Source organism: Pseudomonas libanensis (genome assembly GCF_001439685.1).
GTDB classification, from domain to species: Bacteria; Pseudomonadota; Gammaproteobacteria; order Pseudomonadales; family Pseudomonadaceae; genus Aquipseudomonas; species Aquipseudomonas libanensis.
Window position 1 is genome coordinate 97,854 of sequence record NZ_JYLH01000017.1, and the last position, 16,370, is coordinate 114,223.

At 61.5% G+C, this 16,370-nt stretch carries 14 protein-coding genes; 3 read left to right on the forward strand and 11 right to left on the reverse strand.

Annotated elements, in window-relative coordinates; genetic code table 11:
* Positions 1 to 16: 16 nt before the first annotated feature.
* From TU73_RS23405 to TU73_RS23425, 5 genes are all read right to left on the reverse strand, one after another.
* A complete protein-coding gene (locus TU73_RS23405) occupies positions 17 to 1,039 on the reverse strand; it encodes a putative 2-aminoethylphosphonate ABC transporter substrate-binding protein (RefSeq protein WP_057014201.1) in 1,023 nt (340 codons plus the stop codon).
* A gap of 22 nt (positions 1,040 to 1,061) precedes the next feature.
* On the reverse strand, positions 1,062 to 2,774 hold the full coding sequence (locus TU73_RS23410; RefSeq protein ID WP_057014202.1) for a putative 2-aminoethylphosphonate ABC transporter permease subunit: 1,713 nt from the start codon (positions 2,772 to 2,774) through the stop codon (positions 1,062 to 1,064).
* Position 2,775: 1 nt separating this feature from the next.
* A complete protein-coding gene (locus tag TU73_RS23415) occupies positions 2,776 to 3,840 on the reverse strand; it encodes a putative 2-aminoethylphosphonate ABC transporter ATP-binding protein (RefSeq protein WP_057014203.1) in 1,065 nt (354 codons plus the stop codon).
* 219 nt (positions 3,841 to 4,059) lie between these two features.
* Positions 4,060 to 4,923, reverse strand: coding sequence for a LysR family transcriptional regulator (locus TU73_RS23420; RefSeq protein ID WP_057014204.1), 864 nt, complete (start codon positions 4,921 to 4,923; stop codon positions 4,060 to 4,062).
* Positions 4,924 to 4,939: 16 nt separating this feature from the next.
* Positions 4,940 to 7,228: a heavy metal translocating P-type ATPase gene (locus tag TU73_RS23425; RefSeq protein WP_057014205.1), complete on the reverse strand. Its 2,289-nt coding sequence runs from the start codon at positions 7,226 to 7,228 to the stop codon at positions 4,940 to 4,942.
* An 85-nt stretch (positions 7,229 to 7,313) separates the two neighbouring features.
* Here TU73_RS23425 and cadR point away from each other — a divergent pair, with 85 nt between their 5' ends.
* Positions 7,314 to 7,754: a Cd(II)/Pb(II)-responsive transcriptional regulator gene (gene cadR, locus TU73_RS23430; RefSeq protein ID WP_057014206.1), complete on the forward strand. Its 441-nt coding sequence runs from the start codon at positions 7,314 to 7,316 to the stop codon at positions 7,752 to 7,754.
* A 130-nt stretch (positions 7,755 to 7,884) separates the two neighbouring features.
* Here cadR and TU73_RS23435 read toward each other — a convergent pair whose 3' ends face one another.
* Positions 7,885 to 8,718 carry a thymidylate synthase gene (locus TU73_RS23435; protein ID WP_057014207.1) on the reverse strand — a complete coding sequence of 278 codons (834 nt, stop codon included), beginning with the start codon at positions 8,716 to 8,718 and terminating at the stop codon, positions 7,885 to 7,887.
* Between the two features lie 58 nt (positions 8,719 to 8,776).
* Entirely contained in the window at positions 8,777 to 9,589 is an 813-nt protein-coding gene (gene lgt / locus TU73_RS23440; protein ID WP_043047005.1) for a prolipoprotein diacylglyceryl transferase, read from the reverse strand.
* Between the two features lie 217 nt (positions 9,590 to 9,806).
* Here lgt and TU73_RS23445 point away from each other — a divergent pair, with 217 nt between their 5' ends.
* Positions 9,807 to 10,553: an NRDE family protein gene (locus TU73_RS23445; RefSeq protein ID WP_057014208.1), complete on the forward strand. Its 747-nt coding sequence runs from the start codon at positions 9,807 to 9,809 to the stop codon at positions 10,551 to 10,553.
* A 98-nt stretch (positions 10,554 to 10,651) separates the two neighbouring features.
* Here TU73_RS23445 and ptsP read toward each other — a convergent pair whose 3' ends face one another.
* A complete protein-coding gene (gene ptsP, locus TU73_RS23450; RefSeq protein ID WP_057014209.1) occupies positions 10,652 to 12,931 on the reverse strand; it encodes a phosphoenolpyruvate--protein phosphotransferase in 2,280 nt (759 codons plus the stop codon).
* Between the two features lie 22 nt (positions 12,932 to 12,953).
* On the reverse strand, positions 12,954 to 13,433 hold the full coding sequence (locus TU73_RS23455) for an RNA pyrophosphohydrolase (protein ID WP_003176750.1): 480 nt from the start codon (positions 13,431 to 13,433) through the stop codon (positions 12,954 to 12,956).
* A 143-nt stretch (positions 13,434 to 13,576) separates the two neighbouring features.
* Between TU73_RS23455 and TU73_RS23460 the strand changes: the two genes are divergently transcribed.
* On the forward strand, positions 13,577 to 14,233 hold the full coding sequence (locus tag TU73_RS23460) for a histidinol-phosphatase (RefSeq protein WP_057014210.1): 657 nt from the start codon (positions 13,577 to 13,579) through the stop codon (positions 14,231 to 14,233).
* A 113-nt stretch (positions 14,234 to 14,346) separates the two neighbouring features.
* Here the strand turns inward: TU73_RS23460 and TU73_RS23465 are convergent, their stop codons facing one another.
* Together TU73_RS23465 and ilvA are read right to left on the reverse strand one after the other, a co-directional pair.
* A complete protein-coding gene (locus TU73_RS23465; RefSeq protein WP_014720366.1) occupies positions 14,347 to 14,760 on the reverse strand; it encodes a DUF2269 family protein in 414 nt (137 codons plus the stop codon).
* 41 nt (positions 14,761 to 14,801) lie between these two features.
* Positions 14,802 to 16,316 carry a threonine ammonia-lyase, biosynthetic gene (gene ilvA, locus TU73_RS23470; protein ID WP_057014211.1) on the reverse strand — a complete coding sequence of 505 codons (1,515 nt, stop codon included), beginning with the start codon at positions 16,314 to 16,316 and terminating at the stop codon, positions 14,802 to 14,804.
* Between the last annotated feature and the right edge of the window lie 54 nt (positions 16,317 to 16,370).

Genomic DNA, 16,370 nt, shown 5'->3' on the forward strand with positions numbered 1-16,370 from the left:
AGCCCTAACGAAAGTCCTACTGACCGGCTACCTTCTCCGACTTACCGTCATAACGCTTACGCCATTCGGCCAGGATGCTGTCACGGTTCCTGGAAGCCCAAACAAAGTCGTTCTTGATCAACCGCTGCTCATAGTCCGCCGGCAATTCGGTCTGCGGCTTGGCGATACCCGGTTGGGCGAGCACGGCGAAGTTTTCCTTATACAGCTCCATCGCCGCCGGGCTGGCGGAGAAGTCGGCAAGTTTTCTCGCCGCATCGGCATGGCTGCTGCCCTTGATCACAGAGGTGGCTTCAATCTCCCAGCCCAGCCCCTCTTTCGGCAGGATGATGTCCAACGGGGCACCCTGGCGTTTGAGTTGAACCGCCGGATACTCGAAGGAAATACCAATCGGGAACTCACCGGACGCCGCCAGCTTGCATGGCTTGGAGCCGGAGTGAACGTACTGGCCGATGTTCTGGTGCAGATCGTCCATGTATTGCCAGCCTTGCTTCTCGCCGAAGGTCTGCAACCAGGCGCTGACATCCAGGAAGCCGGTGCCGGAGGACGCAGGGTTGGGCATCACGATCTTGCCCTTGTACTCAGGCTTGGTCAGGTCCTGCCAGCTCACCGGTTTAGTGAGGCCCTGCTTTTGGGCTTCGACGGTGTTAAAGCAGATGGTTGCGGCCCACACGTCCATGCCGACCCAGGCCGGCGGGTTGGCGGCGTCGCGGTAGTTTTTGCCGATCTTGTCCAGGTCCTTGGGCGCGTAGTTATCGAGCATGCCTTGCTGATCAAGGATTGCCAGGCTGGAGGCAGCCAAACCCCACACCACGTCAGCCTGCGGGCGGTCTTTCTCGGCCAGCAGTTTGGCGGTGATGATGCCGGTGGAGTCGCGTACCCACTTGATCTCGATGTCGGGGTTGGCCTGCTCGAAGGCTTTTTTGTAGGTCTTCAATTGCTCGGCTTCAAGGGCCGTGTACACGGTCAACTCGGTCTTGGCGAAGGCATTCAGGCTGAATGCCGTGAGTACCGCAGCGACCAGCGCCAGGGGCTTGAACATGGAGCACCTCCTTCAGGTTTGTTTATTGGCCGGGCGCGATCTGGCGCCAGGCTTGGGAGCGACGCAGCGCGCCACGTGAGGCCCACGCCAACAGCAGCGAGACGCTGCCTGAGGTGAACAGGATCAGGGACGACATGGCCGCGGCGCCGCCCACATTGCCGGCGTCGTCCATGTTCAGCACGGCGACGGCGGCGAGGATGGTGTCGGGGCTGTAGAGGAAGATCGCGGCGGACACGGTGGTCATCGCGGATACAAACAGGTAGCGCAGGATGTCCAGCAGCGCCGGCAGGCAGATCGGCACCGTAACGCGTAGATAATGGCGGTACAGAGGCGCCTTGAGGGACAGCGCGGCAGCTTCGAATTCGGCATCCAGCTGGCGCAGGGCGGTGGTGGCGGTCATCTGCGCGGTGGTCAGGTAGTGCGCAATGGTGCACACCACCAGCAACGCCATGCTGCCGTAGAACACATGCAACGGGTTGCCGTTGAGGTTGAAGAAGAACACGTAGCCCAGCCCCAGGACCAACCCCGGCACGGCCATCGGCACGAAGCTGAGCATGCGCAGCGCCAGGTTCAAGTTTTTCTGGCCTTGGGTTTTTTCCATCAGGTAGGCGCCGGTGAAAATCAGCACGCTGCCGATCAGCGCCGTGCACAGCGCCATGGTCAGGCTGTTGCGATAGGCCAGCCAGCCGCCGCCGGCAGTGTCTTCAAACTGGTAGTGGTTGAGCGACAGCGACAGGTTGTATGGCCAGAATTTTACCAGCGAGGAGTACACCGCCATGCCGAACACCAGCAGCAAGACCGCGCAGATCAGCAGCACGATGGCCAGGTAGCACGCATCCCTCAAGCGCGAGGGTGACGGTTGGAACACCTGGGCGCGGCCGCTCATCGAGTCACCATGCCGACGGCGCAACCAGGCATCCACGCCGAAGCTGAACAGCGCCGGCAGCAGCAATACCATGCCGATCAACGCGCCGCGACCGAACTGTTGCTGGCCCACCACGGCCTTGTAGGCCTCCAGCGCCAACACCTGATAGTCGCCGCCGACCACCACAGGCACGCCAAAGTCGGTGATGGTCAGGGTGAACACCAGGCAGAATGCGGCGAACACCGCCTGGCGCGTGGCCGGCCAGGTAACGCTGCGAAATGCCCGGGCCGGGCTGGCGCCCATGCTCGAAGCCGCATCGAACAAGCGTGCATCCGCCAGGGACAACGCCGAGAGCAAGATCATCAAGGCATGGGGAAAGGTGTAGATCACTTCACCGAGCACAATGCCCCAGAAGCCGTAGATATTGTCCGAGAGCAAGCCGCGCAGCAGGCCCTGGTTGCCGAACAGATAGACCAGCGCGATGCCCGGCAGCATCGACGGAGCCATCAACGGCAGTAATGACAAACCGCGCCAGACGGTCTTGCCGGGAATCAACGTACGTTGCAGGGCGTAGGCAAACAGATAGGCCAGCGGTACGACGATGGCCGCCACGCTAAGGGAAACTTTCAGGCTATTGCCCAGCAACCAGTGGAAGTTGGCACTCGTCAGCAGTTCCCGTGCGGCCGCCAGGCCTCCGCCCTGCCCGGCTTCGCTGCTGAAGCCGCGCCAGAAGATTGCCAGCAGCGGCAGCAACACCGCCACCACCAAAAGGCCCAGCCAGAGCCATTTGCCGCCGACCACGAAAATTCGGTCGCCCCACTCGGCGCGGGATACCTGGCGCGCTATCGGCAATGCCATGACAACCGCCATCTCAGGCAAACACCTGCAGGCTGCGCGGCGGCAACGCCACCCAGATGTCCTGGGCGCCCAGGCGCGGCATCGCTTCCGGCGCCAGTTCAGCCAGCAACGGATGGCCCGGCAATTGTTCCAGCTCAAAGCTCATGCGGCAGCGGTTGCCGAGGAAGGTGATCTCGCGAACCTTGGCCGGGAACAGGTTTTCTTCATGCACCGGCGGGTTGACGCTGATGGCTTCCGGGCGGCAGAACAAACGGCCAGATTGGGCGATACCTGCATCGTCGGCCAGGCGCATCTTCATGCCGCCAACCTGGGCATGGCTGGCGCTGTTACGGCTGAACGGCAGCCAGTTGCCCTGCCCCACAAACTCGGCCACGAACGGCGTGGCCGGGCGGTCGTAGATTTCCTGGGGCGTGGCGTACTGCTCGACCTTGCCGTTGTTCATCACGGCAATGCGGTCGGCCATCAACATGGCTTCGTCCTGGTTGTGGGTCACCATCAAGGTGGTGATGCCCAGGCGCCGCTGCAGTTGGCGAAGTTCAGCGCACAGGTGCTCGCGCACACGGGCATCGAGGGCTGACATCGGTTCATCCAGCAGCAATAGCGACGGGGCCGGCGCCAATGCACGGGCCAGGGCTACCCGCTGCTGTTGGCCGCCGGAGAGCTGGCCGGGGTATTTCTTTTCGCTGCCGAGCAGCCCGACCAGCTCAAGCATCTGCCCGACGCGCTTGCGTACTTCATCACGGCCGCTGCCGGTGAGGCCATAGCCGATGTTCGCTTCCACGCTGAGATTGGGGAACAGCGCGTAGGACTGAAACAGGATGCCGTAGTCCCGCGCCTGCGGTGGCAGCAGGGAAACGTCACGCTCGCCCAGGTAAAGCTCGCCGCTGTCCTGGCGTTCCAGGCCGGCGATGCAGCGCAGCAGCGTGGTCTTGCCGCAGCCGGAAGGGCCCAGCAGGCACACCAGCTCGCCAGCGGCGACGTCCAGGGACACATTGTCCAGCGCGGTGAAAGCACCAAAGCGTTTCTGGATCCCGCGCACCTTCATGGGCGCGCCGGGTTGGGTCAGGGCTGTGTTCATGCAAGGCACCTCATCGAACGGATGAAGGCCATGCTAGGGGAGCAATGCGTAGGTGGTGTGGCAGAAAGGCAAAATGGGGTGATAGTGGTATTGGTGGATTTGTGTAGGACTCGCGGCCGCTATCGCAGGCAAGCCAGCTCCCACATTTGAATAGGTTCACAAATCAAAATGTGGGAGCTGGCTTGCCTGCGATGGCCATTTGAAAGCCGCCATCAATGTTCAGAGAGGTGACATCTCCTGCGCCAACCCCAGGAAAGCCGCAGGCAGCCGCGCAGCTTTGCGCTCCTTGAGGCAATACAGATACTCCGGAATCTGCGGCGCATTCTCGAGGGTCAGCACCCGCAACTGCGGGTCATGGGGCACTTCCTGGCGGGCAATGATGCTGATGCCGATATTGCGCAGCACCGCCTCACGGATCGACTCACGGCTGCCAATCTCCAGCAAAGGCCCATAACCCACGCCAGAGCCCTGCAACATCTCTTCGGTCAGCCGGCGGGTGGTGGAGCCCGCCTCACGCATGAGCAGCGTATGCCCGGCCAGTGCGCTCAACGGCACATGATCGAGCTTGGCCAACGGATGGTTGCGATGCACCGCCAGCACCAGCGGGTCGGTGCCCAGCACGCGGCGGATCAGGCGCGGGTCTTCCAGCAATTGCGAAGACGCGGCGACATCGACGCGGTAATCATCCAACGCTTCGAGCACCTGCTGGGAGTTGCCGATTTCCACCGATACCTCCACTTGCGGCAGGCGCTCGCGAAAGGCTTTGACCAGATCGAGAATGTAATAGGGTGCCGTCGCGGCAATCCGCAGCGCACCCTGGACCTGGCCGTTGTTGCGCAGGAAAAACTCGATATCCGCTTCCTGCTGCAACAGCGCCTTGACCATCGGCAGCAACCGCGCACCTTCGTCACTGACGGTGAGGCGGCGGCCGCCGCGATAGAACAGCTCAACGCCGTACTGGCTTTCCAGGTTACGAATCTGGGTGGTCACCGTGGGCTGGCTCAGGCCGAGTTTCTTCGCCGCCTGGGTAATGCTGCCCAGGCGGGCGACCATGAAAAACGCCTTTAACTCAGCACTCAGCACACCACCCTCTCATCCTTTATTTGCGCAACAGGCGCAGGCCGTTGAATACCACCAGCAGGCTCACGCCCATGTCGGCGAAGACCGCCATCCACATAGTCGCCATGCCCATGAATGTCACCGCCAGGAAGATCGCCTTGATCACCAGCGCCAGGGCGATGTTCTGCTTGAGGATACTCGAGGTTTGCCGCGACAACCGAATGAAAGCCGGAATCTTGCGCAAATCGTCGTCCATCAGCGCTACGTCAGCGGTCTCGATAGCGGTGTCAGTGCCCGCCGCGGCCATGGCAAAGCCGATCTCGGCCCGCGCCAGGGCCGGGGCGTCGTTGATACCGTCGCCGACCATGCCCACCCGGTGGCCTTGACCATAAAGGGTTTCGATAGCCTGCAGCTTGTCGGTGGGCAGCAAGTCGCCCTGGGCCTGGTCGATGCCAACCTGACGGGCAATCGCCTGGGCGGTGTGAGTGTTGTCACCGGTGAGCATCAGGGTCTTGATGCCCAGGTCGTGCAATTGCTCAATAGCTTCGCGGCTGCTGTCCTTGACGGTGTCGGCCACGGCAAACAGCGCCAGCGGGCCGGATTTGTCCAGCAGCAGCACCACGGACTTGCCTTGTTTTTCCAGGGCGAAGAGCTTTTCTTCCAGCGCTGGAGAGCACAGGCCGAGGTCTTCCACCAGACGGTGGTTACCCAAGTGATAGGTCTGGCCGTTGATATCACCACGCACACCACGCCCGGCCAGGGCCTGGAAGTTATCCACAGCGTGAGTCGACAGGTTTTTATCCACAGCCGCATTGGCAATTGCCAGGGACACCGGGTGGTCGGAGCGCCCGGCCAAACTGGCAGCCAGGGCCGGAGCGCTGTCTTCGAGGTTGGGAAACAGCGGCAGGTAATCGGTTTGCACCGGCTTGCCATGGGTAATGGTGCCGGTTTTGTCGAGGGCCAGGTAGTCGAGCTTGTAGCCCCCTTCCAGGTACACGCCGCCCTTGATCAGGATGCCTTTACGCGCCGCCGCGGCCAGACCGCTGACGATGGTCACCGGCGTGGAGATCACCAAGGCGCACGGGCAGGCCACCACCAGAAGCACAAGGGCGCGATAGATCCAGTCAAACCACACGCCAGCCATGAACAACGGCGGAATCACCGCCACGCCCAGGGCAAACAGGAAAACTGCCGGGGTGTAGACCTTCGAGAAACTATCAACAAACCGCTGGGTCGGCGCTCGTGCGCCTTGGGCTTGTTCCACGGCGTGGATGATCCGCGCCAGGGTCGAGTTGTTGGCCGCCGCAGTAACTTTGTACTCCAGGGCGCCGGCCTGGTTGATGGTGCCGGCGAAGACTTTGTCGCCGATGGTCTTTTCAATCGGCAGGCTTTCCCCGGTGATCGGTGCCTGATCAATGGTGGATTGACCGGCAGTGACCTCACCGTCCAGGCCGATACGCTCGCCGGGCTTTACCCGAACGATCGCACCAAGCTCAATGCTTTTGACCTCTTGTTCCATCCACGAACCGTCGGCCTGTTTTACCGTGGCCTGTTCCGGCGTCATCTGCATCAGGCCGCTGATGGCATTGCGCGCCCGGTCCAGGGACTTGGCCTCGATCAACTCGGCCACGGTGAACAGGAACATCACCATCGCCGCTTCCGGCCACTGGCCAATCAGGATCGCGCCGGTCACTGCGATGCTCATCAGCGCGTTGATATTCAGGTTGAGATTTTTCAGGGCAATCCAGCCCTTTTTGTAGGTGGTGAGGCCGCCGCTGAGGATCGACACCAGCGCCACCAGCGCGATCACCCAGGTCGGGGCTACGCCGGTGAAATGCAGCACTTCGGCGCCCAAGGCACCCACGCCGGATACCGCCAATGGCCACCAATGCTTCTTGGCTGGCGGTGCGGCGGCGGGGCTGCCTTCTTCGATAGGGTCGGCCTGCATGCCGATGGACTTGATCGCATCGATGATCGGCGCTGTGCTCGGCAGGTCGTGGGTGACGCCGAGGATGCGGTTGATCAGGTTGAATTCCAGTTGCTGCACGCCGGCGAGCTTGCCCAGTTTGTTCTGGATCAGCGTCTGCTCGGTGGGGCAGTCCATGGCTTCGATGCGGAAGGTGCTCAGGCGCGAGCCGGCGGTGGGCGCTTCGCTCAGGGTCACCACGGCGGGCCCGGCAGCGCCGGAGCAGCAGGAGCCGGAATGGCCGTGGTTATCCACAGGCGTGAGTTTGGCGGGCCCATGGTCATGTTTGTGATCATGGCCGTGGTCATGATCGTGATCATGCTTGTGGTCGTGCTTGTGCGGGGTATGCATGGAGTGGCTCATCAGGTCGCGTCCGTAAAGGTGCCTGTTGCCAAGTAAAGACCCTGTAGCCACTATAGGGTCAAGCACCCATTTGGAGATTGCTGCGATGAAGATCGGCGAACTGGCCAAACTCACCGATTGCCCGGTGGAAACCATCCGTTATTACGAGAAGGAAAACCTGCTGCCGCCGCCGGCGCGCACCGAGGGCAACTACCGGGTCTATACCCAGGCACACACCGAGCGGCTGACCTTTATCCGCAATTGCCGCAGCCTCGACATGACCCTCGAGGAAATCCGCAGCCTGCTGGGGCTGCGCGACAGCCCCCAGGACCAGTGCGAAAGCGTGAATACGTTGATCGACGAGCATATCCACCACGTGAAAGCGCGGATCGATGGGTTGCTGGCCTTGCAGGAGCAGTTGCTGGACCTGCGCCAACGTTGCGGCGGTGGGGAACAGTGCGGCATTTTGCAGCAGTTGGAAGTCAGCGGAGGGATTGCGGCCAGCGAGGCCGAGCCTTCGCACGTGGGCAGAAGCCACGGCCACTAAACTCAAGCGAACGCGCAACCCATGTGGGAGCTGGCTTGCCTGCGATAGGGTGGAGCAGCAACACTGATGTCGCCTGACACTCCGCTATCGCAGGCAAGCCAGCACCCACAGTTTCTTCCCGCAACAGGCTTTAGATCGCCACTTCTGCCTTGATGCTTGGATCCGCGTCATAGCCCACGATTTCAAAGTCTTCGAACTTGTAGTCGTAGATCGACGCAGGCTTACGCTTGATCACCAGCTCCGGCAGTTTTTTCGGCGTACGCGCCAACTGGGTCTGGATCTGTTCCATGTGGTTGCTGTAGGCGTGGGTGTCGCCGGTGGTGACGATGATCTCGTGGGGGATCAGGTCGCACTGCTGGGCCAGCATGTGGGTCAGCAACGCCAGCGCGGCGGTGTTGTACGGCAGGCCCAGGAACACGTCGGAGCTGCGGATATACAGCTGCATCGACAGATGACCGTCATGCACGAACGCCTGGTACAGCAGGTGGCACGGCGGCAGGGCTTGCTTGCCATTGCGTGCGTTTTCCTGGGGACTCTGGGTTTCGTCCGGCAGGTATTCGACGTTCCAGCCGTGGAACAGGATGCGCCGGCTGTTGGGGTTGGTCTTGAGCGTGTGCACCATGTAGTCGATCTGGTTGATCGTGCCGCCATCCTTGGTGGGCCAGGCGGTCCACTGCTCGCCGTAGACCGGGCCCAGGTCGCCGTCTTCGGTGGCCCACTCATCCCAGATTTTCACACCGTTTTCGTTGAGCCACTTGATGTTGGTGTTGCCGCTCAACATCCAGATCAGTTCGTTGGCGATGCTTTTGAAGTGCAGCTTCTTGGTGGTCAGCAGCGGGAAGCCGTCGGCCAGGTTATGCCGATACTGACGCGCAAACACAGCCTTGGTGCCGGTGCCCGTGCGGTCGCCCTTGGTCAGGCCATTGGTCACGACGTCGTGCAGCAGTTCGAGATATTGCTTCATGTGGTTACCCGTATCGTTGAAGCCGCGGCCCTTCAAGCAAGGGCCACGGCATTCGAATTTAAAGCGCGGCGTTCTTCAGCGGCTGCGGGCGATTGTACGCCCACCAGAGCATGCCCAGGCCCGCGAGGATCATCGGCAGGCTGAGGACCTGACCCATGGTCAGCCAGCCCCACGCCAGGTAGCCCAACTGCGCATCCGGTACCCGTACGAATTCGACGATAAAGCGGAAGATCCCATAGAACAGCGCAAACATGCCCGACACAGCCATGGTCGGGCGTGGCTTGCGCGAGAAGATATAGAGAATAAGGAACAGTGCCACACCCTCCAACGCGAACTGGTAGAGCTGCGACGGGTGGCGCGGCAGCTGCGCCGGATCGCTGAACGGCGGGAACACCATCGCCCACGGCACGTCAGTCGGCTTGCCCCACAGCTCGGCGTTGATAAAGTTACCAATGCGCCCAGCGCCCAGGCCGATCGGCACAAACGGTGCGACGAAGTCCATCAGCTGGAAGAACGACTTGCCATTACGGCGGCCAAACCACCAGGCGGCGATCATCACGCCGATAAACCCGCCATGGAAGGCCATGCCACCTTTCCACACTTCGAAGATCAGCGTCGGATTGGCGATATAGGCCGACAAATCGTAGAACAGCACATACCCCAGGCGCCCGCCGACGATCACCCCCATCGACATCCAGAACACCATGTCGGAGAGCTTCTCCTTGGTCCAGGTCGGGTCGAACCGGTTCAGGCGCCGGGAAGCCAGCAGCCAGGCACCGCCGATGCCGATCAGGTACATCAGCCCGTACCAGTGGATTTTCAGCGGACCGATGGCCAGGGCCACCGGGTCGATCTGCGGGTAAGGCAGCATTGCGACTCCTCGTTAAAACATTTAGTCATGACGCACCGGACCATGCCGAGGTGCGATTAAGCCTGCGTTACAGCGCCGATATCAAATTAAGAAGTTCACATACACACCAAACAGCCCGGCATGTTAACGGATGGAAGGTGCGCGGCCCAACTTCGTTGCGATGGAACGCTCGCGGTTCTGTGGGTAGAGTTGGGAAAAACACACAAGGGATCTCCCAATGTGCCTGATTGTTTTCGCCTGGCGACCGGGCCATGCCCAACCGCTGATCGTCGCGGCCAACCGCGATGAGTTTTACGCCCGCCCCAGCCTGCCGCTGGCCCAATGGCCGGATGCGCCACAGATCTATGCCGGCCGCGATCAGGAAGCCGGGGGCACCTGGCTTGGGGTCAACGCTGATGGGCGCTTTGCTGCGTTGACCAATATCCGCGACCCGCACCAGCCACCGGCGCGCAAGTCCCGTGGTGAATTGGTTGCGCGATTTCTCAGCGGTTCCCTGCCCATTGACGATTATTTAGCCGACGTTAACGGACGCTCGATTGAATATGCCGGGTTTAACCTGCTGATTGGCACGCGGGATGAGCTGTGGCATTACAACGCCAATGACACCCAGCCTACATTGCTGGCGCCGGGGATCTACGGGCTATCCAATGCCGGGCTGGATACCCCATGGCCAAAGCTGGTCAAGGCCAAGGCGGCGTTGAGCGCAATGCTGGAGAATCCGCAGCCGGAGGCGTTACTGGAGATTTTGAGCGATACGCAGACGGTGCCATTTGCTGACCTGCCCGATACCGGCGTGGGGTTGGCTACTGAGAGTCTGCTGTCGAGTGTGTTTATCGCCAGCCCCAGTTATGGGACACGGGCGAGTACGGCGCTGATTGTGAATGCCGATGGCACGCGCAGGATGCTGGAGCGTAGCTTTGGCCCGCACGGTGGGCGGCTGGGCGAGGTCGAACTGGAAATTTGACGGCGACTGGATTGACGCCATCGCAGGCAAGCCAGCTCCCACATTTGGAATGCAATCCCCTGTGGGAGCTGGCTTGCCTGCGATGAAGGCGCCTCGGTCTAGAGGGCCTTGGCCGAAGCCGGGTTGATCATCCGGGTCAGCCCCAGGTTCTTCAGTGCCAACTGCAGCGAGCTGTGGATAACTTGCGGATTGTCGATGGTCATCAACTCAGCCAGCAAATCCTCGGCCATGCTCAATTCAACCTGGCGCAGCATCCACTTCACTTTCGGCAAGTTGGTGGCGTTCATCGAGAGGCTGTCAAAGCCCATTGCCATCAACAGCACCGCCGCCGCCGGGTCGCCGGCCATCTCACCGCAGATGCTCACCGGCTTGCCTTCGGCATGGGCATCGCGCACCACGTGTTGCAGGGCTTGCAGCACTGCCGGGTGCAGGTAGTCGTAGAGGTCGGCCACCCGTGGGTTGTTACGGTCCACGGCCAGCAGGTACTGGGTCAGGTCGTTGGAGCCCACCGAGAGGAAATCCACCTGCCGCGCCAGTTCCTTGGCCTGGTACACCGCCGCGGGGATCTCGATCATCACGCCAATCGGCGGCATCGGCACGTCAGCACCTTCATCGCGCACTTCGCCCCAGGCACGGTGGATCAGGTGCAGGGCCTCTTCCAGCTCATGGGTGCCGGAGATCATCGGCAGCAGGATACGCAGGTTGTTCAAACCCTCGCTGGCCTTGAGCATAGCGCGGGTCTGGACGAGGAAGATTTCAGGATGGTCGAGGGTCACGCGAATGCCACGCCAGCCAAGGAAGGGGTTGTCTTCCTTGATCGGGAAATACGACAGTGACTTGTCGCCGCCAATGTCCAGGCTGCGCATCGTCACCGGTAGCGGGTGGAAGGCCTGAAGTTGCTCGCGATAAATCGCCAGCTGCTCCTTCTCACTCGGAAAACGCTGGTTGATCATGAACGGCACTTCGGTGCGATACAGCCCTACTCCTTCGGCGCCACGTTGCTGGGCACGTGCTACATCCGCCAGCAGACCGGTGTTGACCAGCAGCGGTACACGGTGGCCGTCGAGGGTGACGCACGGCAGCTCGCGCAACGAGTCGAGGCCCTGTGCCAGTTGCTTCTCTTCTTCCACCACTTCGGCGTATTGCTTGCGCAGCACGTCGCTGGGGTTGGTAAACACCTCACCGCGATGCCCGTCGACGATCATGTCGATGCCGTCGACCTTGGAATACGGCAGGTCCACCAGGCCCATCACCGTCGGGATGCCCATGGCCCGGGCCAGGATCGCGACGTGGGAGTTACCCGAGCCCAGTACCGAGACCAGGCCCACCAGCTTGCCCTCAGGCACTTCACCGAGCTGGGTGGCCGTCAATTCTTCACTGACCAGGATGGTGTTATCGGGGAAGACCATGTTGGTGCTGCGGTCTTCCTGCAGGTACGCCAGCAAGCGGCGCCCGAGGTCGCGCACATCCGAAGCCCGCTCGCGCAGGTAGGCGTCGTCCATCATTTCGAAGCGGTTGACGTGATCGGTCACCACCTGGCGCAACGCACCCTGGGCCCACTGGCCGGTCTTGATCACGGTCTTGACTTCGTTACCCAGGGACGCGTCGTCGAGCATCATCTGGTACACGTCGAACAGCGCACGCTCTTCGGGACGCAGCTGGGTGGCCAGCTTGTTCGACAGGTTGCGCATGTCGGCGCGCACGCCTTCGAGGGCGGTCTTGAACAGTCTGATTTCAGCGTCGATGTCATCGACGCTCTTGTCCGGCACCACGTCGAGGTCGGCCGGTGGCAGCATAACCACTGCCTTGCCCACCGCAGCCCCAGGCGAGCCCGGTACGCCGACGAACTTGGCTTCCTGGATGCCCTTGCCCTGGCGCCCCAGGCCGCGAATCGAACCGGTGGCCTCGGCGTGGGCGATAACCCCCGCGAGCTGCGCACTCATGGTCACGAGGAAGGCTTCTTCACCTTCGTCGAACTGGCGGCGTTCTTTTTGCTGGATGACCAACACGCCGACTACGCGGCGGTGGTGGATGATCGGCGCGCCGAGGAACGAGGCGTAGCGCTCTTCACCGGTTTCGGCAAAGTAGCGATAACGCGGGTGGTCGGCCGCATGTTCGAGGTTCAGGGGTTCTTCACGCGTCCCCACCAGGCCCACCAGACCTTCATTGGGCGCCATGCTGACCTTGCCGATGGAGCGCTTGTTCAAGCCCTCCGTGGCCATCAGCACAAAACGGTTGGTCTCTGGGTCCAGCAGGTAAACCGAGCAGACCTGGCTGCCCATGGCTTCCTTGACGCGCAACACAATAATCCCCAACGCCGCCTTGAGATCCTTGGCGGAGTTAACTTCCTGGACGATCTTGCGCAGCGTATTGAGCATGGCTCGGGGTCGAACTCCGTCGTCAGTCGCGCGCTAAAAGGCGCGGGGCAAGCTCTTTGAGAGCGCGACGATAAACCTCGCGCTTGAATGTCACCACCTGGCCCAACGGGTACCAATAGCTGACCCAGCGCCAGCCATCGAACTCCGGTTTACCGGTCAAATCCATCCGCACCCGCTGCTCATTGGAGATCAGGCGCAAAAGAAACCATTTCTGCTTCTGGCCGATGCACAGCGGTTGGCTGTGGGTACGCACCAGGCGTTGCGGCAAACGATAACGCAACCAGCCACGGGTACAGGCCAGAATCTGCACATCTTCACGCTCAAGGCCGACTTCTTCGTTCAACTCACGGTACAAGGCGTCTTCAGGGGTCTCGTCGGGGTTGATTCCACCTTGAGGAAACTGCCAGGCATCTTGGTTGATTCGGCGAGCCCATAGCACCTGTCCGGCATCATTCGTAAGAATAATCCCGACATTAGGACGGAAACCATCGGGGTCGATCACGGCAACAACCTCGCAAACGCATGTCGCCGCATTGTTCCACAAAGGTTGTTCCAGCGGCAACGAGGCTTCTTACCTTATGTGCACTCTTGTGAAAAGACCGTATTCTGGACGCCTTTTTACAGACTTTTCAGCGAGTAATTGCAATGCGCCTGGCTTTATTCGACTTGGACAACACGCTCCTGGGTGGTGACAGCGATCACGCCTGGGGTGATTACCTGTGTGAGCGCGGGTTTCTCGACCCGATCGCCTACAAGGCCCGCAACGATGCGTTCTACCAGGACTACCTGGCCGGCACGCTGAATAATGCCGCCTACCTGAACTTCTGCCTGGAAATCCTCGGCCGCACCGAAATGGCCCAGTTGGACGAGTGGCACAACGACTATATGCGCGACTGCATCGAGCCGATCATGCTGCCCAAGGCGGTGGAACTGCTGGCCAAGCACCGCGCCGCGGGCGACAAGCTGGTGATCATCACCGCCACCAACCGTTTCGTCACTGCGCCAATTGCCGCACGGCTGGGCGTCGAGACCCTGATCGCCACCGAATGCGAAATGCAGGGCGGCCGCTATACCGGGCGCAGCACCGATGTGCCGTGCTTTCGCGAAGGCAAGGTGACGCGCTTGAACCGTTGGCTGGAAGAGACCGGGTACAGCCTGGAAGACAGCTATTTCTATAGCGATTCGATGAATGACTTGCCGTTGCTGGAACAGGTGACGCATCCGGTGGCGGTGGATCCGGATCCGAATTTGCGTGCTGAAGCCGAGAAGCGCGGCTGGCCGGTGATTACGCTGCGTAGCTGATGGCCCTATCGGGGGCAAGCCCCCTCCCACACTTGACCGAGTTCCAACATGAGAATGTGGTCAAAAATGTGGGAGGGGGCTTGCCCCCGATGCAGCCGACGCAGTCTAAAGCCCTAAACCGGCTTCGCGCCCATGAGCCCTGCAATCGCGACAAACCCCACCAGGCTGACCACCGCCAGCACCAGGGTGAAATTCAGGCTGCCGCCCTCGCCTTTGCGCAGGCGATTAAGCCGCGCCACCAGCCAGAACCAGGCCAGCGCCGCCACGGTGTAGAGGATGCTGGACCCCAGGATCCAGGTTTGCCCCAACGGCCAGCCGAGCAGGTGCACCAGCCACCAGCCGGTGAAGGGCATGCTCACCAGGCAAATCCCCATCAGCAGCCATACAAATGCCCAGGGGCGCTGCACGGTCGCGGCCGGGCCGGCACTACGTTTACGCCAGGCCAATACGGCCAGGCCGAGGCCGCTGAGCAGCAGCAATACGGTGGCGGTGATGTGGATAACCTTGAGGGTGGTCAGCGTTTCCATGGTCTCGATTCCTTTAAAGGCCGCTCAGTCAGCGTAGTCGCTCAACCGAGGAACAGCTGGTAGGCCGGGTTTTCGCTCTCATCCCAGTACGGATAACCGATTTCAGCCAGGGCCGCCGGCACCAGGTGGCGCTCATCCGCCGGCACTTGCAGCCCGGCAACCACACGGCCATCGGCCGCGCCGTGGTTGCGGTAATGGAACATCGAGATGTTCCAGCGCCCGCCCAACTTGTTAAGAAAGTTGAACAACGCCCCCGGCCGCTCCGGGAACTCGAAGCGAAACACCAGCTCATCGCTGACTTTGGCCGCGTGCCCGCCGACCATATGGCGAATGTGCAACTTGGCCAGTTCGTTTTCGGTCAGGTCCAGCACCGGGAAACCCTGGCTGGTCAGGCTGGCAATCAGCGCGCTGCGTGGATCGTTTTCCGGGTGGGTCTGTACGCCGACGAAGATGTGCGCCTCGCTGCCGGTGTGGTAACGGTAGTTGAATTCGGTGATCTGGCGCTTGCCCACGGCCTCGCAGAACGCCTTGAAGCTGCCCGGCTGCTCGGGGATGGTCACGGCGATAATCGCTTCGCGGCCTTCGCCCAGCTCCGCACGCTCGGCCACGTGGCGCAGGCGGTCGAAGTTGACGTTGGCGCCAGAGTCGATGGCAACGAAGGTCTGGCCGCTGACACCACGGGTCTCGACGTACTTTTTGATCCCGGCCACGCCCAACGCGCCCGCTGGCTCAGTGATAGAGCGAGTGTCGTCGTAGATATCCTTGATCGCCGCGCAGATTTCATCGGTGCTTACGGTGATCACTTCGTCGACATAGTCCTTGCAGATGTCGAAGGTGTGCTGGCCGATCTGCGCCACCGCCACGCCATCGGCGAAGATCCCGACGGTCGGCAATACCACGCGCTCGCCCGCGGCCATGGCGGCTTGCAGGCAGTTGGAGTCGTCCGGTTCGACGCCGATGATCTTGATTTCCGGGCGCAGATACTTCACGTACGCGGCGATGCCGGCAATCAGCCCGCCGCCGCCTACCGGTACGAAAATCGCGTCCAGGGGCCCCGGGTGCTGGCGCAGGATTTCCATCGCCACGGTGCCCTGCCCGGCAATGGTGTGCGGATCATCGTAGGGGTGAATGTAGACGTAGCCCTTTTCATCGACCAGCTTGAGCGAGTAGGCCAGCGCTTCCGGGAAGGAATCGCCGTGCAACACCACTTTGCCGCCACGGGAGCGCACGCCTTCGACCTTGATCTCCGGGGTAGTCTTGGGCATCACGATGGTGGCCTTGACGCCCAACACCTTGGCCGCCAGGGCCAGGCCCTGGGCATGGTTGCCCGCCGAAGCCGTGACTACGCCGCGGGCACGTTCTTCGCTGCTCAATTGGGTCAGCTTGTTATAAGCGCCGCGAATCTTGAACGAGAACACCGGCTGCAAGTCTTCGCGCTTGAGCCAAATCTTGTTGCCCAGCCGCTCGGAGAGCTGGCGGGCAGTCTGCAAGGGGGTTTCCACGGCAATGTCATAAACGCGCGTGGTGAGGATCTTTTTGACGTAGTGTTCAAGCATCGGCAGGCATCTACTTCACGGGTTGGGCAGGACCAAGGAGTCTAACCCGGCTTT